We start from the raw sequence: 20,260 nt of genomic DNA, 5'->3' as shown, positions 1-20,260 counted from the left end.
GGCGCCACCACGGCCCCGTCGACTACTTCCAGACCGCGACGACGGACGGCCGGGGTCGCGAGTCACCCCTGTCCGGCCAGTTCGAGGCGGGGTTGTCGGCGTCGGCGCCGTCCACCTCACCCGGGTGCTGCGCGGAGACGAGCGTGAAGTCGTCCCGCAGCACCGGCCCGCACGCTTCGGCACCGCGCGGCACGCTGAGGAACTGCTGCACGTGTCCGCGCTCGTCCCCTTCCAACGGGACCGCATAGAGCCCGTCGTTGAACCCGAGCGCCGCCGACGAGTCCGTCGAGATCCACAGGTTGCCGTGCCGGTCGAAGGTCACGTTGTCCGGGCAGGTGATCGGCGAGACTTGCGACTTGTCGAACCCGCCGTAGTAGGTCGAGGGGTCCTCCGGGTCGCCACAGACGAGCAGCAGCCGCCAGGTGAAGCGGGTGCCCGTGTGGTCGTCGTCGAGTTCGAGCACCTGGCCGTGCTTGTTGGCGTTGCGTGGGTTCGCCTCGTCGGCGGGTGCCTCGCCCTCGGTGCCCCGGTCGCCGTTGTTGGTCAGCGCGGCGTAGACCCTGCCGGTGTGCGGATGCGGTTCGACGTCCTCCGGCCGGTCCATCTTCGTGGCTCCTGCGTTGTCGGCGGCGAGGCGGGTGAAGACGTAGACCTCCTCGGCGCTCATGCCGTCGACGAAGCTTTCGTCGTTGTGCGCCAACGGGATCCACTCGCCGACCCCGTCGAACTCACCGTCGGAGGGCAGGGAGCCGCTGCCGTCGATCTCGTCGGCGCTGTCCCCGGTGAGTCTCGCGACGTAGAGGGTGCCCTCGTCCAGCAGCGTCCTGTTGTGCCTGCGAGCGTGGGCGCTGCGGCCGGGTTTCATGCGTTTGTCGGCGACGAACTTGTAGAGGTACTCGAACCTCTCGTCGTCGCCCATGTAGGCCACGACCCGCTTGTCCCTGGTGACGTGCAGGTTCGCGCCCTCGTGCTTCAACCGGCCGAGCGCGGTGCGTTTGACCGGGGTGGACTGCGGGTCGTACGGGTCGACCTCGACGATCCAGCCGAACCTGTTGGGCTCGTTGACGTGCCGGGTCAGATCCCAGCGGGCTTCGAACCGTTCCCACTTGCGTTCGCTGGCGCCGCCTTCGAGTCCGTAGCGGGCGAGCCGTTCCCGCGTCGTGGGGTCCGAGACCTGATCGGCGTTGGCGAAATAGAAGTGGAAGTTCTCCTCGCCGGACAGGACGGTGCCCCACGGGGTGACGCCGCCCGCGCAGTTGTTCATGGTGCCCAGCGAGCGGCGCCCCTCGGAGTCGGCGGGGGTGGTCAGCAGGTCACTGCCCGCGGCCGGTCCCCGTAGTTCGAACTCGGTGTGCAGGGTGATCCGCCGGTTGTGCTCGTCGTCGCGGACGACGCGGGGCGGGTTGTCGCCGAGGTCGAGCCCGACGACCGACATGCCGTGCGCGGCCCACGCGATCCGGACCTGCTGCTCGGTCGGGTTGTCCTCGTCGTAGCCGCGGAACAGGAACTCTTCGGTGGTGTATTCGTGGTTGTTGACCATGAGCGCGCGGTCGCCGCGGTTGTCGAGCGGCAGCACCGCGCAGAAGTCGTTGTTGTAGCCGAACTGGCGTTCCTGCGCCTCGGGCGTCTGCGCGTCGAAGTCGAACTCCGGGACGTCCGGCAGGATCGGGTCGCCCCACCGCAGCACGATCTTCTGCTGGTAGCCCTCGGGGACGACGACCGCGTCCTCGGTGTTCGGCTCGACAGGCGTGAAGTCGAGTCCGTTGCCCGGCCGTCCGGGCCGCGCTGGGGGTGCGGCAGCCGCGCTCGTGAGGCCGCCCGCTGTCGCCGCGCCCGTCACGGTCACCACCGCACCGGCTTTGAGCAGCGACCGACGGTCGATCACCTGCTGCACGATGTCGCCGAAGTAGGCGTTCGTCGTCGGGTTCGGCGGCTGGTGCGAGCACTGGTCGCCACAGCGGTAGCGGCAAGTCACGCTCGCTCGCCGGCCGGTGAGCAGGGGTAACGGAATTCGCGCGTCGCGTCGTCTGGACACCGCAGCCTCCGAGGGTCTCGTCCGGAATAGCCGACATGGCATCACATCCCGCGCGTGACCGGGAGCGTCGAGAGGCGTCCGGCGAGATGTCGTCACCGCGATTGACCCGAATGGCGCAGTGCTCTCGGATGGGCTGCCGATAGCCGAGTACTGGCCAGGGGCAAGCCTCTCGGGGTGCTGGACTCGTTGTGCATGCCTCCGTCGGCGGGAATCGCGCGCCGAACGCCTACGATCGAGACGTGCGACCTACCGCGGTGATCTTCGATCTGGACGGGGTGCTCGTCGACTCGGAGCAGCTCTGGGACCGAATCCGGCGCGACGTCGTGGCCGAGTTCGGCGGGCAGTGGGCCGACGGCGCGACCGAGGTGATGATGGGGATGTCCACGCCCGAGTGGTCGCGGTATCTCGTGGAGGACCTCGGTGCCGACCTCTCCGCCGACGCGGCGGCCGAGAGCGTGATCGACCGGATGGCGCAGCGCTACGAGACGCAGCCGCCCCTGCTTCCGGACGCGGCCGAGACCGTCACCGAGATCGCTCGCTGGTGTCCGGTCGCGATCGCCAGTTCGGCCCCTGCCCGGATCATCCAGACGTTCCTCGACGTCGCCGACCTTGCCGGGACGGTCCGGTACGCGGTGTCGAGCGAGCAGGTCGGCGCGGGGAAACCGGCGCCGGACGTGTACCTGGACGCGGCGCGCGGACTCGGGGTCGACGCGGCCGAGTGCGTCGCGGTCGAGGACTCCGGCAACGGCCTGCGCGCGGCCGTGGCCGCAGGCATGACGGTGTTCGCGGTGCCCAACCCGCACTTCCCGCCCGCCGAGCACGCGTTGCGCGACGTCCACCGGGTGCTCGGTGCCCTCGCGGAACTTCCGGGGGCGGTCCGGGCGCTCACGTGAGTGGTCGCGGGTTGAGAGCTGCTGGCAGGCGGCGCCAGCGTGGTGACCACCCCATCCGAGTGTGGACAACTCCGCCGCCTGTGGACAGAGGGGTGGCAAATTCGCGCGAATTTGCCACCCCCACGGTTCCACGAGTTGGTGTGACCGCTGGTCCGGATCTGGTCGAGCACCTGCCGCTGCTCGTCCGGGCTGATCGGTACCGTCAGCACCATGACCTCCGCGGGCAGGGCGGGGACCTCCTCGACCGTCGGGGAGACGAGACCGGCGGTACCGAGCACGTGGCGCGTCGGCCGCGGTTCGCACGGTGTGTCGGACGCCCAGTGGTGAGGTGAGTCTCGATTGCTGTGTTACGTTCCGCGAATACGGACACACAGAACGTGAATAGGATTCAACCTAGGTAGTCGTGTAGGTACTTGCCCCGATTCCGAGAGTCGCCGAGCGAGGCAGGGTGAGGCTTATGGACCCCGACGGCACCTCCGTTGACGACATCGATCGATCTCCCGCACTCGTACTCGACGAAGCGACGAGCGCCGTCTGCATGCCCGCGGACCTCGCGGTCGAGGTCGACCGAATTCTGTCCCTGCACCTGCTGCCCGGCGCCGTGATCCAGGACGGCGACGAGTGGATCTTTCTGACCCAACCGATCGGCTCCCCGTATCGCCTGCCCGACGACGTTCGCACCCTCGACGTGCGCGTGCTGGGCTCCGGTCAGCAAGTACCGCTTCCGGCGCCCCCGGACTCCCTGGACACCGTCCGCTGGCTTCGCGAGCGCGACGCCGAGCGCCACCACCCGCCGGTGGAGGCGATCGTCTGCGCGGTGCGACGGGCACTGTTCGCGCACGGCCCGGCACAGTTCACGTCGAACTGAGCCGCCGCTCGTCATCGCGGCGCGTACATGATCACGCTGACTCCCACGAGACAGATCACCGCTCCGGCCAGGTCCCACCGGTCGGGGCGGAAGCCGTCGACCACCACACCCCACAGCAGCGACCCCGCGACGAACACCCCGCCGTAGGCGGCGAGGATGCGCCCGAAGTGCGCCTCGGGCTGCAAGGTCGCGACGAACCCGTACGCGCCGAGCGCGAGCACCCCGGCGCCGATCCACAACAGGCCCTTGTGCTCGCGCACGCCCTGCCACACCAGCCACGCGCCGCCGATTTCGGCCAGAGCCGCGAGGGCGAACAGAATGATCGACCGTAGAACCGTCACTGCCCGAGTCTAGAAACCCCGCCTCCGTCGCCGCTCAGGACGCAGTGCGGGTCCAGCGACAGGGATGATCCGGCTCGCCCAAACGGCTGTTCGCGTTCGGTCGCACCGAGTCGGCCTGAGGGCCCGGCGGAGCCGTCAGCGTGGTTTGCGGGCGGTGCGACGAAGCTGCAGGATCCGTGCCGCGCCGACGAGCGCCACCAGCAGGCCGCCGATCGCAGCGGCGAGCAGCAGCGCGACCCCGACCGGCAGGTCACCGGTCAGACCGAGGAACGTCACCGAGGTCGTCTGCAGGTTCTGCAGGATGAACACGAGCAGCACGATCAGCGTCACGGTCGCCACGACGACGGCGGCCCAGGTACCGGCGGTGCGGGTGTGGGCGAGCTTCTGCGGCTGCTCCGGTTCGACGCGTTCCGCGTCTGCCGGTTCGAGTTCCCCGCCGGTCTCGGGCACGACGCCTCCGCCCGACTCCTCCGTCACGGGCTCGCTGTGGCCGGTCGGTTCCTCGTTGTTCGTCATAGGTGCATTGTGAGACATCAGGCCGCCGGACCCGATCAGGCGGGATGTTTCGTGTCACGACGTGTGGTGGACCTCTTGCAGGCCGTACACCGGTGTCGGAACGCCTTCCATACGGGCTTTGAGCTGCAATGCGAGAAACAGCGAGTAGTGCCGCGACTGGTGCAGGTTGCCGCCGTGGAACCAGAGTCCCCGCTGCTGGGTGGGCTTCCACATGTTGCGCTCCTCGCCCTCCCACGGTCCGGGATCCTTGGTGGTCTCGGAGCCGAGGCCCCACACCTTGCCGACCTTGTCCGCGACCTCCTGGCCGACGATGTCGGCGGCCAACCCGTTCATCGACCCGTAGCCGGTGGCGTAGACGACGAGGTCGGCCTCCAGACGCGTGCCGTCGTCGAGCACCACCTCGGTCTCGGTCAGTTCCGAGACCTGTCCACGTGCGAGCTCGACGTCTCCGTTCGCCACGAGCTCCCCCGCGCCGACGTCGATGTAGTAGCCGGACCCACGCCGCAGGTACTTCATGAACAGCCCGGAGTCGTCGTCGCCGAAGTCGAGGTCGAAGCCCGCCTGTTCGAGCCGGTCGTAGTACTCGGAGTCCTGGTCGCGGATGGTGTCGTAGGCGGGCTTCTGGAACCGGTTCATGATCCGGTACGGCAGTGAGGCGAAGATGAGGTCCGCCGTGCGGGTGTCGATCCCGGAGGCGAGGGCCTGCTCGGAGTACAACGGGCCGAGCGCATGCTCCATCAGCGACTCGGAGCGCACGACGTGCGTGGACGAGCGCTGCACCATCGTCACTTCCGCGGCCCCGGCCTCCCACAGCGCCGCGCAGATGTCGTGCGCGGAGTTGTTCGAGCCGACCACCACGGCCTTCTTGCCGACGTAGGAGTCCGGTCCGGGATGCTGTGAGGAGTGGTGCTGGTCGCCTCGGAAGCGTTCGTGTCCCGGGAAGGTCGGTACGTTCGGCTTACCGGAGACGCCGAGCGCGAACACGAGCTGGCGGGGTCGCAAGGTCGTCTCGGTGCCATCGCGGTCGACGACGAGTTCCCAGCGCTCGGCGTTCTCGTCGTACTTTGCGCTCAACGCGGTCGTCGAGCACCAGTAGTTGATCTCCATGACCTTGACGTACATCTCCAGCCAGTCGCCGATCTTGTCCTTCGGCGAGAACACCGGCCAGTTGTCCGGGAACTTGATGTACGGCAGGTGGTCGTACCAGACGGGGTCGTGCAGAGCGAGCGACTTGTACCGGTTGCGCCACGAGTCCCCGGCCCGCTCGTTGCGTTCCACGATGATCGCCGGGACGCCGAGCTGGCGGAGTCGAGCGCCGAGCGCGATGCCGCCCTGCCCGCCGCCGACGATCACGACCTCGGGCTGGCGGGTGCCGCCGAGTTCCTGTTCTTCCTGCTCCCGGCTATCCCGCCAGCTGACGCGGTCCGGGTTCGCACCGTGCTCGACACCCTTCGGCCGCCGCTCGCTCATCGCCTCTTCGTAGCCCTTGAGCTCCTCGAGGACCGTCAGCAGCGTCCACGCCTTCCCGTCGACGAGCCGCAGATGCGCGGTGCCGCGACCGACCGCCGTCTCGAACGACATCCACGCTTCCGTGACACCGTCGGCCTCGGTCGGCTCGGCGGTGAGGGCGAAGCCGCCCGGATCGGTGTTCTCGAGGGTGGCGCGGAGCATGTCGACGATCTCGGAACGGCCCTCGACGGTCTTGATGTTCCAGGTGAAGGACACGAGGTCCCGCCAGTAGCAGTCCTCGACGAACAGCGACGCCGCGCGCTCCGCATCACGAGCGGAGAGGGCGCTTTCGAACTCGGACAGCCAGTTCTGCACCCGTGTCCCGGCCGCGGTTCGTTCCAGCGTCTGGCTCACGAGCCACCTCCTGTGCACGAGGGCGGAAGATCCGGCCGCACGCCGTCCCCGCCGCGTTCATGTGACGTGCACTACAGTGAACGCCCTGTTCCCCGGCTCCGCATACCGTTGCAGCCCGTTGCACAGACGCGTGAGTCTTTGTGGTGGTCATAGCAACCAAAAAGGCTCACGCTGCTCTGTAGGTGCACATCAGGACGCCGGTGCCCGTGGTGGTGGCCGAGACGAGTTCGAGCCGGCGCTGCTGTCCCGTCTCGGGGAACACGCGCTTGCCGCCGCCGAGCAGGATCGGTTCGAGCATGAGCCGGTACTCGTCGACGAGGTCGTGCTCGATCAGTTGCCGCGCCACGGACGCACTGCCCATGACCTGCAATCCCTTCCCGTCTCGCTCGCGCAGCTCGCGCACCGCGCCGAGCACGTCGCCGCCGGGCAGCAGTGTCGAGTTCCAGGTGAGGTCGTCGGCGCCGAGCGCGCGCGAGGCCACGTACTTGGGCAGCGCGTTCATCCGGTCGGCGAACGGGTCGCCCGCCCGGGTCGGCCATGCCGCGGCCATGACCTGCCAGGTGCGTCGGCCGAACAGCAACGCGTCCGTCGACTGCAGCACCTCGTCGGAAATCATCGGGCAACCGAATTCGGGGGTGAGCGCGTGGCGTGCGCCCGTACAGTGCTGGTGTGCCCTCGGACGATCTGCTCGCGTTGTACGACGACCGGATGCGTGAGCCGCCGCCGACGCCGCCTCGCGGCGCGGTCTACGAGCGGGTCGGTCCGCTGGTGCGAATCGTGGGCCAGTTTCGCGGGTTCGTCTCCGCCCCGCGCGACGTCGGTGTGCGGGGCGTCGAGCTCGACCGGCTCATCGCTGAGCAGCGGGACTACTTCGCCGCGCGTGGGGAGGCGGTCGAGTGGAAGGTCCGCGCTCACGACGAGCCCACGGATCTTCCGGATCGCTTGCGTGCGGCGGGTTTCGTCGCAGAGGACGCGGAAACCGTGCTCGTCGGGTCGGCACCCGACATGGTGGCCGCACCTCCGCTGCCGAACGGGGTCCGTGTGCGACGGGTTTCCTCCGGCCACGATCTACGTCGGCTCGCAGAGATGCTCTCGGCGGTGTGGGGGCAGGATTGGAGCGCGCTGGCGGACGACCTGGGCTCGCGCATCGAAGCGGCTCCGGACGACATCGCCGTGTTCGTCGCGGAGGCAGGCGGCGAGATCGTCTCGGCCGCGTGGCTGGTGTATTTCGGTGCGGCCGACGTCGCCGGGTTGTGGGGCGGTTCGACCCGGGTCGAGTGGCGCGGTCGAGGGATCTACCGGGCACTCGTCGGGGTTCGCGCCGTGCTCGCGGTCGACTGCGGCATCCGGCACCTGCAGGTCGACGCTTCCGAAGACAGCGCCCCGATCCTGCGGCGGCTCGGTTTCCACGAAGTCACCACCACGACTCCGTACATCTGGCGGCCAGGGGTGGAAGAACCCTGACCTGTGGCAGTCCACGACCGCAGGGCTCGGGCGTGTACCAGCGCTCGCCGGATGAAGGTGCCCGGACCCGACACGTTTTTTACGGGTCCGGCTGGGACGGGAGCAGTTCGCCGGCGAGCTCGGCGAGAGCATGGCGGCAACCGGCGAGTACTGCACGCCCGGTCGACGTGGCTCGGTAGAGCCGTCGCTGACGGCCACCGGTGGTCTCGGTGTGCGACACCAGAAGCCCGGCCCGCTCCATCCGATGCAGCAACGGGTAGAGCGTGCCCGGACCGATGTCGTGTCCGTGCTGGGCCAGCTCCGCGGTCATCCACGCACCGTGTACCTCACCTGCGGACGCGTGATGAAGAATGTGTAGCCGGACAGCGGCGGTGCCGAACTCACGGATCACATCCATAGCGCAGCGAGATCCTTTCGACAGCCCGGCTCGCTCAGCCGGCCGGTTCGAACAGCTCGACCAGGTTGCCTGCGGGATCCTCGAGCAGAATCTGCGATCCGCCACGGCCGACGATGACCTCGCTGCGGAACCTCGTACCCTGCGCTCGCAACCGAGCCACCGCTCCCTCGAGGTCGTCGACGACGAGCTGGATCCGGTTCCAGCCACCAGGTACCGGCGCCTCGCCGTCGGCCATGGCCTGCGAGGCGCCGCCGGAACCGCCGACGGCGTTGAGCAACAGCCGCAGGTCTCCGCGTTCGAGTGCAGCGAACCCGGGGGTGGCGTCGAACTCGACGACGAAGCCCAACCTCTCCGTGTAGAACGCCACCGCGTCGCCGACATGATCGACGATGTAGCGAACTCCCACTTTGCTCATGGCGCCCCCTAGATATCGACATGCGATATCGATCCACGATATCGCTCATCGACAGGAACGCAACGGGTTCGTCGACATGGGTGAGCGCGTGAAGTGGGTGTCTGCTTCGGCGATCAGGTCGGCAACGCGGCGCGAACACGTCACCCCACCGGCTGGTGGGTGCGCATGTGGCGATCGATGCCTGAAACTACGCCGGACTCGTTCCGGTGTGACGTTGCCGCGCGTCGCGAGAGGTGCGGGCGGTGCCGAAGCTCGACCAGTCGACCTCGGCCGGGCGGCCCCAGACGACCACGACTCGGAGGGTGGTCTCGCCGGTGTTGCGCAGGTCGTGATGGGAATTGACCGGGGCGAGCACGGCGTCGCCCGGTCCGAGTTCGTGGGTGTCGGCGTCGACGCGCATCGTGGCGTGCCCGTCGATCACGAGGTAGAGCTCTTCCAGCGGCTCGTCGTCGTCGTGCGAGTGCATCCCCTCGGCACCACCCGGTGGCAACTCCCACATCTGCACGGCCACCGGAAGGCGTGACCGGTCGAGGAAGTACCACTGCACCGTGGTGAGGTCACTTCCTCCGTGCATGTCGTACTCGAACGCGGTACTTCCCGCACGTTCCCGCATCACCGACACTCCCGTTCTCGCTCGCGGCCCGGCTTTCCCCGAAACGCTATCCCGATGAGACGGCCGAGATCCGGAGCGGCAATGCCTGAGCCGGAGCCATCAGCTGTGCGAGATGATGTGGCCATGCCGAACGCTGAAGTGACGCCAGGCGTGCCCGTCCCCATGTCTGACAGTGTCGTCACTCCCATTTCCGGCGACATGCTCCGCGGTGCACTCGACCTCGAACCCGGTGTGCACGGGTTAGTGCCGCAGCGACTGCCTGGCGCCGCGCGAATGCAGGCCGATCAGCAGCTCGTCACGGCGCAAGCCCAGCCTTCCGGGGTGCGGCTGGTCTTCCGCACCGCAGCAACGGTCGTAGAGCTGGACACGCACCGCACGACGATGGCCTACCGGGGAGTCGCCCCGCGTCCCGACGGCTGCTACGACCTGGTCGTCGACGGCGAACTCGTCACTCGGGTGACCTCCACAGGGGGAACCACCATGATCGTCGACATGGCGACCGGCGAAGTCGAGACCCAGCCCGGCGAAGTCACCACCGTCCGCTTCGCCGGGTTGGCTGAGCGGGAGAAGCGCGTCGAGATCTGGCTACCGCACTATGAGCGCATCGAGCTGGTCGCGCTGCGCAGCGACGCGCCGGTCGAGCGCGTGCAGGCAGGGAGCCGGCCGGTGTGGCTGCACCACGGCAGTTCCATCAGCCAGGGGTCCAACGCGACCAGCCCCACGGCCACCTGGCCCGTTCTCGCCGCCGCGCACGGAAACGTCGACCTGGTCAACCTCGGGTTCCGCGGAAGCGCCATGCTCGACCCGTTCGTGGCCCGCACCATGCGCGACCTTCCCGCCGACCTGATCAGCGTCAAGATCGGAATCAACCTCGTCAACGGTGACGTCATGCGGCGGCGCGCCTTCGCTCCGGCCGTTCACGGCTTCCTCGACACGATCCGCGAGGGGCACCCGTCGACGCCGTTGCTGGTCCTCTCGCCGATCCTCTGCCCGATCCACGAGGACACCCCTGGCCCTGGCGCCCCGGACTTCACCGACGGGGTGATGAGGTTCCGCGCCACCGGAGACCCTGCGGAGGTTCCCGCAGGGAAGCTGACGCTGCGGGTGATTCGCCACGAGATCGCCCACATCGTGCACCGACGCTCCGTCGAGGATCCGCACCTGCACCATCTCGACGGTCGCGAGCTCTACGGCGAGACCGACGCCATCGAGCAGCCTCTTCCGGACCGTCTGCACCCGGACACGTTGACCCACGGGCTCATGGGTCAAAGGTTCGCGGAACTGGCTTTCAGCACCGGTGCACCGTTCGCGACCTGACAGGCCACGGCTACACCGCCGGTGCCGCTCGGAGCTGGAACGTGCGGGCCGGGTCCCCCGTGTTTGTTGAGATGTTGTTGAGCCCGCTGACAGGCCCCTGATACGACGAAGGCCCAGGTCCGGTGTGGACACCGTGTGACCTGGGCCTTCGTGGGTGGAGCGGATGACGGGAATCGAACCCGCGTATTCAGCTTGGGAAGCTGATGTTCTACCATTGAACTACATCCGCATCGCCTGGCGAGCACCTGAACGTGCTGCTCAGCCGGTGCGGCCGAGCCTAACACGGCGGGCGACGGTGATCGTGGACTCCCCTGCCGATACGCTGTGGCCGTGCTGCTCAGTGACCGGGACCTGCGTAAAGAGTTCGACGAGGGCCGGCTCGAACTGGACCCGTTCGACGCCGCGATGATCCAGCCGTCGAGCATCGACGTGCGCCTCGACCGTTTCTTCCGGGTCTTCGACAACACGAAGTACACCCACATCGACCCGTCACAGCAGCAGGACGAGTTGACCTCGCTCGTCGAGAACCCGGAGGGGGACCCGTTCGTGCTGCATCCGGGCGAGTTCGTGCTCGGTGCGACGTTCGAGTGCGTGACGCTTCCCGAGGATCTGGCCGGTCGGCTGGAGGGGAAGTCCTCGCTCGGCCGGCTCGGGTTGCTGACCCATTCGACCGCCGGGTTCATCGACCCCGGGTTCACCGGACACATCACTCTCGAGCTCTCGAACGTGGCGAACCTGCCGATCACACTGTGGCCGGGGATGAAGATCGGACAGTTGTGCCTGTTCCGGTTGTCCAGTCCGGCCGAGCACCCGTACGGCTCGAAGCAGGCCGGTTCGCGGTACCAGGGCCAGCGCGGGCCCACCCCGTCTCGGGCTCACCTCAACTTCGGGCGGGTCGACACCCGCCGCGACTGATACTGGCGAGCCGACTCGGGTTTCCGCTGAACGACGTCGATTCAGAGCCGGTACGTCCGGGTTCTGGATCGAGTGAGAAGCGTCACGCTGAATCGTGGCAGACACACAGCGCCGCGAGGCCTAGGGTCCGAGCGTCCGTTCATCTCGCCGACACGTGACGCTCACACAGGTGTCGGGACCGAGGAGTAGCTCGATGCCGGAAACCAGCTCCGCGCGCGGTACGTCGCGCCAGCAACTCGCGCACGTGATCATGATCGCCGCGTCGGCGGCGCTCGGCGGATTCCTGTTCGGCTACGACACCTCCGTCATCAACGGCGGTGTCGACGCCATCCAGGCCCACTTCGACGTCGGCCCCGCACTGACCGGGCTCACCGTTTCCGCTGCCCTGCTGGGTTCCGCGGTGGGCGCCGCACTCGCCGGAGGCCTCGCCGACCGATGGGGCCGCATCCGGGTCATGCAACTCGCGGCGGTCCTGTTCATCGTCAGCTCCGTCGGTTCCGCGTTGCCGTTCGCCATCTGGGACCTCGCCCTGTGGCGCGTCATCGGTGGTGTCGCGATCGGTATCGCGTCGGTGATCGCCCCGGCCTACATCGCCGAGGTCGCACCCGCGCAGTACCGGGGCCGGCTCGCCTCGCTGCAGCAGCTCGCGATCGTGCTTGGGATCGCGCTCTCGCAGCTGGTCAACTACGGCCTCGCCGCTGCAGCGGGCGGCAGTGCCTCGAACGCGATCGGCCCGTTGCAAGCCTGGCAGTGGATGCTCGGTGTGGCCGCCGTTCCCGCGCTGGTGTACCTGGTCGTGGCGTCCCTGATCCCCGAGTCGCCGCGCTACCTCGTGGCTGTCGGCCAGACCGAGCGTGCCCGCAGCGTCCTCGCGCGCATCGAGCCCTCCGACGTCGACGACAAGATCACCGAGATCCGCGAGGCACTCGGTGAGCGCACCCCGAAGCTCAGCGACCTCCGTGGCCGCTTCGGCGTGCTGCCGATCGTCTGGGTCGGCATGGCGATCGCCGCGCTGCAGCAGTTCGTCGGCATCAACGTGATCTTCTACTACTCGTCGTCGCTGTGGCAGTCCGTCGGCATCGACGAGAGCAGTTCGCTGCTGCTGAGCCTGTTCACCTCGATCGTGAACATCGTCGGCACGCTCATCGCGATCGCCCTGGTCGACAAGATCGGCCGTAAGCCGCTGCTGGTGATCGGCTCGTCCGGCATGGCGGTCGCGCTGGCGGTGACCGGCTGGGCGTTCAGCTTCGCCCAGGTCGTCGGCGAGGACGCGCAGTTGCCCTACCAGTGGGGCGTCGTCGCCCTCGTCTCGGCGAGCTCCTTCGTGCTGTTCTTCGCCGCGTCGTGGGGCGTGGTGATGTGGGTGCTGCTCGGCGAGATGTTCCCCGCCCGCATCCGCGCCGCCGCACTCGCACTCGGAACGGCGACGAACTGGATCGCGAACTGGCTGGTCACGGTGAGCTTCCCGAGCCTGCGCGACTGGAACCTGCCGGTGACCTACTTCGGCTACGCGCTGTTCGCGCTGGTGTCGCTGGTGTTCGTGCTTCGCTACCTGAAGGAGACGAAGGGGCGCTCGCTGGAGGAGATGAGCGGCTGAGCGCCGGCTCCGCCGATCGGGCGACTCGGGGAACCCTGCGGTCGTGTCGAGCGTCTCCAGAAGTGATACTCGATCAACTTCTGGGGGAACGATGGGTATGTTCCGCAAAGCCGGTGGCGTCGTGGTGAGCGCGTCCCTGCTGTTCGGTGCCACGGCGGGAGTCGCCGAAGCCGCCGACGTGGACGCGTCGGCGGCGAGCACCAGGATTCTCTGCGAGACGACGACGTCGGACGCCGATCCGTTCTACGACGGCGCTTCCGCATCGCAGATGTACGACAACCGTTTCGCGGCCGGGCCGAACTTCAGTGGTGCCGAGTTGGCGCATTTCACGCCGCAAGGCGCTTTCTGGCTCGACAACGGCGTCGACGGACGGGCGATGCTGCTCGCCACGACGTACAACGACGACGCGTCGATCGCGCACATCGTCGGCCTCGACCCGACCGCACGCGGCGAGAACGGGACCGTCGGGACAGTACGGATCGACAAGTCCCACGTCGGCGGAATCGCCGTACACGGCGACTGGGTCTTCGTCGCGGGTCCGAAGAAGGACGGCGGCAAGCAGCACACGATCCAGAAGTACCGGCTCTCCGACGTCAAGCAGGGCATCGAGAAAGGTAAACCCGGCACCGACACGAAACCGCGGATTCACCCGGTGGGCGCCGATCGCAACGTCTACGGGTCCTCCTTCCTGACCGTCGACGGTGATCATCTTTACGCCGGCCTGTTCAAGGATCACCGGGAGCAGATGTACAAGTACGCGATCGGCTCGGACGGCTCGCTGGAGACGGTGGACGGGCCGTGGGAGATCCCGGCGAAAACGCAGGGTGTGTCGGTCAACGGCGACGAGTTCGTCTACAGCACCTCGTCGGGGCGGAACAACCGCAGCAACGTCTACTCGGTGAGCAACAAGACCAAGGACCTCGACAAGGCGGCGCCGCGGTGCTTCCGCGCGCCGAGTCTGTCGCAGGCGATCGCCTCGGACACCAGCGGGAACGCTCACCTGCTGTTCGAGTCGGGCTCGCACAAGTACGACGGCACGGACGGGGACCGCGCTCGCAACGTGATCGACGGGTTCCACCGGGCGAAGCTCTCGACGCTGGAATCGTTGAAGGGCGGAAAGCTCGCGCTGGGCACACTGCATTGCGTCGAGACCGAGGACTGGGTGGGCGAGGACGAGATCTCCGTCCGTGTCGAGAAGCAGGCGGTCTGGGACGGGAACATGAGCGAGGGCGAGAAGCAGAAGATCGACGAGAAGCCCATGCAGTTCACCGGCAGGGTCGAGATTGCGCTGTACGAGAAGGACTCGCCGGACGGCGACGACTTCCTCGGCAAGAAGGTCCTCGAACCCGGGGACGACGACGGAATCCTGACGTTCGAGAAGGACGGCGCGAAGTACCGGTTGAGCTACAAGACGTCCTGACCCGACACAGATGCGTGAGCCTTTTTGGTGGCCATGACCACCAGAAAGGCTCACGCCTCGAAGGTCAGCGGCTCGGCTCGTCCTCTTCCGGCAACGGTGCGCCGGTGGCCGTCTGGTCGGTCGGTTCGTCGGCCTTGGCGTCGCTCTCGGCCTCGCCGCCGCGCTCGGTCACCTCTCCGGCAGGCACCAGCGGTTCGGCGGACGCGCCGTCGGTGCCGCGCTTGACCGACGACAGCAGGAGCTGCGCGACGTCGACGATCTCGACGTTCTCGGAGGCCGCACCGTCGCTCTGCCGCGACGTGAGCCCGTCGTTGAGCATCACACGGCAGAACGGGCAGCCGGTGGCGATCTTCGACGGTGCCGTCCCGAGCGCTTCGTCCACCCGATCGTGGTTGATGCGCTTGCCGACGCGCTCCTCCATCCACATACGGGCGCCACCGGCACCGCAGCACATCGAACGCTCGGCGTGGCGCGGCATCTCGCGGAAGTTCGCGCCCGAGGCACCGACGAGCTCACGCGGCGGCTCGTAGACCTTGTTGTGCCTGCCCAGGAAGCACGGGTCGTGGTAGGTGACGTCCTCGGCGACCGGGGCGACCGGGGTGAGGCGCTTTTCCCGGACCAGCTTGTTCAGCAGCTGCGTGTGGTGCACGACCTCGAAGTTGCCGCCGAGGTGCGAGTACTCGTTGGCGAGGCTGTTGAAGCAGTGCGCACAGGTCGCGACGATCTTGCGCTTGCCGGGCTCGCGGTTCTCGAACACCGAGTTGAGCACCTCGACGTTCTGCTGCGCCAGCATCTGGAACACGAACTCGTTGCCCGCGCGGCGCGCCGGGTCGCCGGTGCAGGTCTCTTCCGAGCCGAGCACCGTGTACTTCACGCCCGCGATGTGCAGGAGTTCGGCCACCGCGCGGGTGGTCTTCTTCGCACGGTCCTCGAACGCGCCTGCGCACCCGACCCAGAACACGTACTCGACGTCGTCCTCCAGCTCACCGTCGAAGACCGGCACCTCGAAATCGAGGTCCTCGGTCCAGGCCAGCCGGTCCTTGGAGTTCTGTCCCCAGGGATTGCCCTTGTTCTCCAGGTTCTTGAACATCCCGCCCAGCTCGGTCGGGAAGTTCGACTCGATGAGCACCTGGTAGCGGCGCATGTCGACGATGTGGTCGACGTGCTCGATGTCCACGGGGCACTGCTCGACGCAGGCACCGCAGTTGGTGCAGGCCCACAGCACCTCGGGGTCGATGACGCCCATTTCCTCCGGGCCGCCCACCAGCGGCCGGTCCGCCTCGGCGAGTGCGAGCGCGTTGACACCGGCGAGTTTGTCCTCGGCACCGTCGCCGGTGATACCGACCTCGTCGCCTGCCATGTCCCGCTTGCCGCCGGCCTGCAGGTACGGAGCCTTCGCGTACGCGTGGTCGCGCAGCGAGGTGATGAGCAGCTTCGGCGACAGCGGCTTGCCGGTGTTCCACGCCGGGCACTGCGACTGACAACGACCGCACTCGGTGCAGGTCGTGAAGTCCAGCCAGCCCTTCCACGAGAAGTCCTCGACCTGGCCGGCGCCGAAGACGTCGGTGTCCGGGTCGGCTTCCTCGAAGTCGAGTTCCTTGCCGCCGCTCATCATCGGCTTGACGGCACCGAGGGCGACACCACCGTCGTCCTCGCGTTTGAAGTAGATGTTGAAGAAAGCGCTGAACCGGTGCCAGGCGATGCCCATCGTCATCGTCCTGGAGATCACGATCAGCCAGATCGTCGCGCTCATCAGCTTGACGAACGCGAACACCGACACCAGGGCCGGGCTGGCGGGCAGCAGCTCACCGACCGGGTTCGAGACGAACGAGGCCCACGTCGGGACCTCGTGGGTGCCCAGCGCGTGCTTGGCGGCGCGCACGCCCAGGATGCCGATGCCCTCGATCAGCACCACGGCCTCGATGAAGTAGGCCCACGCGAAGTTGGAGCCCTCGAAGCGGGAGGCACGGTCGGCGCGACGCGGGTGGTTGAGCTGGCGCACGACGATCAGCACGAGGATGCCGACCACGGTGCCGATACCGAGCAGCTCCATGAGCAGGTGGTAGATCGCCAGGTCGTCCAGGATCGGCCAGCCCCACCCGGGTACGAAGACCTCACCGTAGGCCTCGAACAGCGCCAGGGAGCCGAGCATGAAGCCCCACATGACCAGCCAGTGCCAGATCCCGACGTTGCGGAACTTGTTCATCCGCGTGTGGGCGGCGAACTCCTTGACCATCGTGGCCAGGCGCGCCATCGCCGGTCCGTTGCGGGTGCCGTCGGGCTGGCCGAGGCGAAGGATGCGCACGAACCGGACCAGTGTCGCGCCGAACATGCTCCACGCGACGAGGCCCAACAGGACCGAGATGGTCCCGAGTGTGATCTGTACAGCGCCCATGATCGGGTGCCTTTCCTCCGGGTGTGGTGGTGTGAGCAGCGTACGCCCTGTTACTCGTCAGTAACCACGGGGGCGCGAAGTTTCGGGTGATTCTGCGAGACGGGACCGGGAAAAACTAGTTGGGCACCCGTTCGACTTTATGTTGTACGATCGTTCAGGTTGTTGTTCCGGAGTTTCGACCACCTGGGGGTCGTCCATGTCCTCACTGCTCGGCTTCTACGGGTTGTCCCTGCTCGACGCCCTGAACCCGTCCGCGCTGGCGGTGACGCTGCTGCTCGTGCTTCGCGGTGGCCCGTATCGCTCCAGAGTGGTTGCCTACGTCAGTGCGATTTTCGCCACGTACCTCGTTCTGGGGATCGCGATCTACGCCGGATTCGGCGGCGTGCTCGCTCTGTTCGACAACGCGATCGTGCGCGAGGTCGGCTACTGGCTCGCTGCCGTGCTCGGCACGGCGATGCTGCTGTTCGCGCTGTTCCCGCCCGCACGGACACGGCAGGGCATGAAGCTGCCTCGACTACCGGAGCGGCTGCCGCTCTCCCTCGTCATGGGCACCGGCGTCACCATCACCGTCGCCGAGTTCAGCACCGCCTTCCCGTATCTCGGGGCGATCGGACTGCTGCGGGATCTGACCGGGGAGTTCGCCGTCGCGGTGCCGCTTCTGGCGTCCTACAACGCGATCTTCGTACTGCCGCCGGTGCTGTTGATGGTCGCCTTCGCGGCTTTCGGCGATCGAATCCGGCCACGCTTTCAGGCGTGGTTGGCCCGCCGCGAGAACACGAAGGACGGCACCTGGTTGTGGATACTCGGTATCGTCGGATTCCTGCTGGCAAGGCACGGGTTCACGCACATCGCCGTCCAGCTGGGCTGGCTGCGGTGAGCCGGCTGGGCGAGCGCGGTGAGGCCTCGTCGGCCGCGAGTGGAACGGGGGACGCGATGGCCGAGCCGAACGAGCCGTCGATGCGGGCGTCGGACCGTGACCGGGAGACGGTCGCCGAGCGGCTCCGCGTCGCACTCGAAGAAGGACGCCTCGACCTCGCCGAGTACGACGACCGGCTGCGCCGTGCGTACGCGGCGGTCGTCCGGGCCGACCTCGTGCCGTTGACCTCCGACCTGCCGGAACCGGAAGCCCCGGCGCCGCCCGACGCCGAGGTCGCCAAGCGGGAGAAGGCCAAGGCGAAACACGCCAAGGAATGGCGGGACTGGGCGGGAACCTCGTTCGTGTTGGTCGGCATCTGGGCCGTCATTTCGCTCGCCGTCGGTGAGGCGATCTTCTTCTGGCCGATCTTCCCGGTGGGCATCTGGGCGGTCGTCCTGCTCGCTGGAATGCTGTTCGGGGACGAGGACGACGAGGACGACGGTGGCGAGCAAGGCGGAGACAAGGAGAACGGCAAGGGATGGTCGCACTGATCCGCCCCGCCCGAACCGTCCCTGAGCCGAAGGCGGTGGGCGCGTGAGGTCCTCCGGGCACGATGCGTCGACCGATGGGGGTGAACCGGCCGACGGCAGGCTCGCCAAGGGCGAACGACGGCGGCGCCAGATCATCGCGGGCGCCATGCGGCTCGTCGAGCGTGAGGGCTCGGCGGCGGTGAGTCACCGTGCGGTCGCGAAAGAGGCCGGAGTCTCCGCCGCGTCGATCGCCTACTACTTCGACAGCATCGACGAACTGCTCATCGCGAGCCTGTTCGACAGCGTGGACGTGCTGGTCGAGCAGATCGGCGAGATGAAGGACCGGGTGGACGACAGTCGTCGCTGGCCGGCCGAGATCGCCGCGATGCTCGCCTCGATGATCCACGACTACCGCGGCAACACTCTCGCCGAGTACGAGCTGTACCTGCTCGCGGCTCGTCGGCCCGCGCTGCGCCCGGCGGCCCGGAAGTGGCGGGAGGTCGCCGCGGCCTCGGTCAACGACGGTCGCGGCGCGGACGAGGGCGTGCTCACGGCGTTCTTCGCGGCGATCGACGGCTTGCTGCTGCACGGCCTGATCGCGGACGAACCGCCGTCGGCGGCCGAGCTCGAACGGCCGTTGCGGTTCCTGCTGCAGCCGCTCGACTACTTCGGCGTCGACACCGTCCCCTGAGCGTCCGGGCCGTAGCGGCGTCGGGTCGGGGACGGCTCGGGGTGGGCTCAGGGTGCTTCCGGATCCCGTAGTGGCGTCGCGGCCGTACCGTGATGCGTGATCAACCACGAACGCAGGGGGAATCATGGTTCGGACCGGGCTCGCCGTCGGAGGAGCCGCGCTGGTGCTCGTGGGCGGTGCGGTTCTGGCCTGGGGTGACGGACTGGGGGCACAGCAGTGGGCGCACGCTTCGCCGCTGCAACGCGTCGAGTCGGTTCGCGTCGACAGCGGGGATGGCCAGGTACGGATCCAGCACCGGCCGGGAGCTCCTGCCGAGGTCAAACAGGTCGTCCATCAGGGCTGGTTCGGCGGCTGGTTCAACCCGGACGCGACGGCAGGCGAGCCGCAGCACCGGCTTCGCGGGAGCACCTTGGAGCTCACCGATCGGTGTGGATGGAACTGTTCGGTGGACTACGAGGTGATCCTGCCGACGCCCGTCGGAGTGGAGGGCACGCTCGGATCGGGTGACGTGACTGTCGCCGGAATGAGCTCGGTGGACATGGAGGTCGGCTCCGGTGGGGCGGAGATCTCCGGCGTCGACGGCACCGTCCGGGTGCGGTCCGGTTCGGGTGACCTCGCCGTCTCCGACGTCGAGGGCTCGGTGGACGCCGAGACCGGCAGCGGCGGAGTCGACGTCCGGGACGTGCAGGGGCGCTCGGTGCGCGCGCACGCGGGGTCCGGTGACGTCGAGTTGCTCGGAGTCCGGGGGGAAGCTCGACGTGGAGTCGGGAAGCGGCAGCATCTCGGGCCGAGACCTGCGCGCGGAGGGGCTGCGCGCGGTCACGGGCTCCGGCGAGGTCGCGCTCTCGTTGCTCGAGACCGGTGACGTCGACGCGCGCACCAGCAGCGGAGACGTGGAACTGGTGGTGCCCGACGGGGGGTACCGGGTCGATTCCGAGACCGGCAGCGGTGAGGAGAACGTCCGCATCACACAGGACCCGAAGGCGCCTCGCACGCTGACCCTGTCCACCGGCAGCGGCGAAGTCTCCGTCACCCCACGCTGACGGCCCGGGTGGCAAATTCGCGCGAATTTGCCACCCCTCTGTCCACAGGGGGCGGGGTTGTCCCCATCCGGTTGGGGGTACGGGCTCCAGG

Annotated in this window: 21 protein-coding genes and 1 tRNA gene; 12 read left to right on the top strand and 10 right to left on the bottom strand. The window is 68.0% G+C overall.

Annotation, left to right across the window (positions count from 1 at the left end):
• Positions 1 to 22: 22 nt before the first annotated feature.
• A complete protein-coding gene (locus GIY23_RS22020; protein ID WP_228717443.1) occupies positions 23 to 2,035 on the bottom strand; it encodes a PhoX family protein in 2,013 nt (670 codons plus the stop codon).
• Between the two features lie 239 nt (positions 2,036 to 2,274).
• Here GIY23_RS22020 and GIY23_RS22015 point away from each other — a divergent pair, with 239 nt between their 5' ends.
• Positions 2,275 to 2,928 (top strand): HAD family hydrolase, encoded by a 654-nt coding sequence (locus GIY23_RS22015; RefSeq protein ID WP_154078394.1) that lies wholly within the window; start codon positions 2,275 to 2,277, stop codon positions 2,926 to 2,928.
• Between the two features lie 448 nt (positions 2,929 to 3,376).
• Complete coding sequence (locus GIY23_RS22010; RefSeq protein WP_154078393.1) at positions 3,377 to 3,796, top strand: hypothetical protein; 420 nt, start codon at positions 3,377 to 3,379, stop codon at positions 3,794 to 3,796.
• An 11-nt stretch (positions 3,797 to 3,807) separates the two neighbouring features.
• Here the strand turns inward: GIY23_RS22010 and GIY23_RS22005 are convergent, their stop codons facing one another.
• The 4 genes from GIY23_RS22005 to GIY23_RS21990 all read right to left on the bottom strand — a co-directional run bounded on the left by GIY23_RS22005 (position 3,808) and on the right by GIY23_RS21990 (position 7,132).
• On the bottom strand, positions 3,808 to 4,137 hold the full coding sequence (locus GIY23_RS22005; RefSeq protein ID WP_154078392.1) for a YnfA family protein: 330 nt from the start codon (positions 4,135 to 4,137) through the stop codon (positions 3,808 to 3,810).
• Positions 4,138 to 4,272: 135 nt separating this feature from the next.
• The gene (locus GIY23_RS22000; protein ID WP_154078391.1) at positions 4,273 to 4,653 is read right to left on the bottom strand and encodes a LapA family protein; all 381 of its coding nucleotides are present in this window, start codon (positions 4,651 to 4,653) and stop codon (positions 4,273 to 4,275) included.
• A gap of 54 nt (positions 4,654 to 4,707) precedes the next feature.
• The gene (locus GIY23_RS21995; RefSeq protein ID WP_154078390.1) at positions 4,708 to 6,516 is read right to left on the bottom strand and encodes an NAD(P)/FAD-dependent oxidoreductase; all 1,809 of its coding nucleotides are present in this window, start codon (positions 6,514 to 6,516) and stop codon (positions 4,708 to 4,710) included.
• Positions 6,517 to 6,682: 166 nt separating this feature from the next.
• Positions 6,683 to 7,132: a dihydrofolate reductase family protein gene (locus GIY23_RS21990; RefSeq protein ID WP_154078389.1), complete on the bottom strand. Its 450-nt coding sequence runs from the start codon at positions 7,130 to 7,132 to the stop codon at positions 6,683 to 6,685.
• Positions 7,133 to 7,185: 53 nt separating this feature from the next.
• Here GIY23_RS21990 and GIY23_RS21985 point away from each other — a divergent pair, with 53 nt between their 5' ends.
• On the top strand, positions 7,186 to 7,980 hold the full coding sequence (locus tag GIY23_RS21985) for a GNAT family N-acetyltransferase (RefSeq protein ID WP_228717442.1): 795 nt from the start codon (positions 7,186 to 7,188) through the stop codon (positions 7,978 to 7,980).
• A gap of 79 nt (positions 7,981 to 8,059) precedes the next feature.
• On the opposite strand, the gene GIY23_RS21980 is transcribed toward GIY23_RS21985, so the two are convergent.
• From GIY23_RS21980 to GIY23_RS21970, 3 genes are all read right to left on the bottom strand, one after another.
• Positions 8,060 to 8,377, bottom strand: a complete 318-nt coding sequence (locus GIY23_RS21980) for a PadR family transcriptional regulator (protein ID WP_228717441.1) — start codon at positions 8,375 to 8,377, stop codon at positions 8,060 to 8,062.
• Positions 8,378 to 8,411: 34 nt separating this feature from the next.
• Positions 8,412 to 8,792, bottom strand: coding sequence for a VOC family protein (locus GIY23_RS21975; protein WP_154078388.1), 381 nt, complete (start codon positions 8,790 to 8,792; stop codon positions 8,412 to 8,414).
• A gap of 187 nt (positions 8,793 to 8,979) precedes the next feature.
• The gene (locus GIY23_RS21970) at positions 8,980 to 9,405 is read right to left on the bottom strand and encodes a cupin domain-containing protein (RefSeq protein ID WP_154079051.1); all 426 of its coding nucleotides are present in this window, start codon (positions 9,403 to 9,405) and stop codon (positions 8,980 to 8,982) included.
• Positions 9,406 to 9,567: 162 nt separating this feature from the next.
• On the opposite strand from GIY23_RS21970, the gene GIY23_RS21965 reads away from it, so the two are divergent.
• A complete protein-coding gene (locus tag GIY23_RS21965) occupies positions 9,568 to 10,722 on the top strand; it encodes an SGNH/GDSL hydrolase family protein (protein ID WP_154078387.1) in 1,155 nt (384 codons plus the stop codon).
• 155 nt (positions 10,723 to 10,877) lie between these two features.
• Here the strand turns inward: GIY23_RS21965 and GIY23_RS21960 are convergent.
• Positions 10,878 to 10,951: transfer RNA gene (locus GIY23_RS21960), tRNA-Gly, on the bottom strand.
• Positions 10,952 to 11,052: 101 nt separating this feature from the next.
• On the opposite strand from GIY23_RS21960, the gene dcd reads away from it, so the two are divergent.
• The 3 genes from dcd (at position 11,053) to GIY23_RS21945 (ending at position 14,654) form a co-directional block, all read left to right on the top strand.
• Positions 11,053 to 11,637 carry a dCTP deaminase gene (gene dcd / locus GIY23_RS21955; protein ID WP_154078386.1) on the top strand — a complete coding sequence of 195 codons (585 nt, stop codon included), beginning with the start codon at positions 11,053 to 11,055 and terminating at the stop codon, positions 11,635 to 11,637.
• A 193-nt stretch (positions 11,638 to 11,830) separates the two neighbouring features.
• The gene (locus GIY23_RS21950; RefSeq protein WP_154078385.1) at positions 11,831 to 13,234 is read left to right on the top strand and encodes a sugar porter family MFS transporter; all 1,404 of its coding nucleotides are present in this window, start codon (positions 11,831 to 11,833) and stop codon (positions 13,232 to 13,234) included.
• Between the two features lie 97 nt (positions 13,235 to 13,331).
• Positions 13,332 to 14,654 carry a hypothetical protein gene (locus tag GIY23_RS21945; RefSeq protein WP_187351965.1) on the top strand — a complete coding sequence of 441 codons (1,323 nt, stop codon included), beginning with the start codon at positions 13,332 to 13,334 and terminating at the stop codon, positions 14,652 to 14,654.
• 64 nt (positions 14,655 to 14,718) lie between these two features.
• On the opposite strand, the gene GIY23_RS21940 is transcribed toward GIY23_RS21945, so the two are convergent.
• The gene (locus GIY23_RS21940; protein WP_154078384.1) at positions 14,719 to 17,049 is read right to left on the bottom strand and encodes a (Fe-S)-binding protein; all 2,331 of its coding nucleotides are present in this window, start codon (positions 17,047 to 17,049) and stop codon (positions 14,719 to 14,721) included.
• A 196-nt stretch (positions 17,050 to 17,245) separates the two neighbouring features.
• On the opposite strand from GIY23_RS21940, the gene GIY23_RS21935 reads away from it, so the two are divergent.
• From GIY23_RS21935 to GIY23_RS21915, 5 genes are all read left to right on the top strand, one after another.
• Positions 17,246 to 17,926, top strand: a complete 681-nt coding sequence (locus GIY23_RS21935; RefSeq protein ID WP_154078383.1) for a GAP family protein — start codon at positions 17,246 to 17,248, stop codon at positions 17,924 to 17,926.
• Positions 17,923 to 18,456 (top strand): DUF1707 SHOCT-like domain-containing protein, encoded by a 534-nt coding sequence (locus GIY23_RS21930; RefSeq protein ID WP_228717440.1) that lies wholly within the window; start codon positions 17,923 to 17,925, stop codon positions 18,454 to 18,456. Before GIY23_RS21935 ends, GIY23_RS21930 begins: the two co-directional genes overlap by 4 nt.
• Positions 18,457 to 18,601: 145 nt before the next feature.
• Entirely contained in the window at positions 18,602 to 19,126 is a 525-nt protein-coding gene (locus GIY23_RS21925; RefSeq protein ID WP_154079049.1) for a TetR/AcrR family transcriptional regulator, read from the top strand.
• Between the two features lie 124 nt (positions 19,127 to 19,250).
• Positions 19,251 to 19,991, top strand: coding sequence for a DUF4097 family beta strand repeat-containing protein (locus tag GIY23_RS21920; protein ID WP_154078382.1), 741 nt, complete (start codon positions 19,251 to 19,253; stop codon positions 19,989 to 19,991).
• Positions 19,885 to 20,169, top strand: a complete 285-nt coding sequence (locus GIY23_RS21915) for a DUF4097 family beta strand repeat-containing protein (protein WP_154078381.1) — start codon at positions 19,885 to 19,887, stop codon at positions 20,167 to 20,169. The genes GIY23_RS21920 and GIY23_RS21915 overlap by 107 nt, the downstream gene beginning before the upstream one ends.
• The last annotated feature ends 91 nt before the right edge of the window (positions 20,170 to 20,260 follow it).

This window comes from Allosaccharopolyspora coralli, assembly GCF_009664835.1.
GTDB classification, from domain to species: domain Bacteria; phylum Actinomycetota; class Actinomycetes; order Mycobacteriales; family Pseudonocardiaceae; genus Allosaccharopolyspora; species Allosaccharopolyspora coralli.
This window is presented reverse-complemented; position numbering and strand designations above follow the sequence as displayed.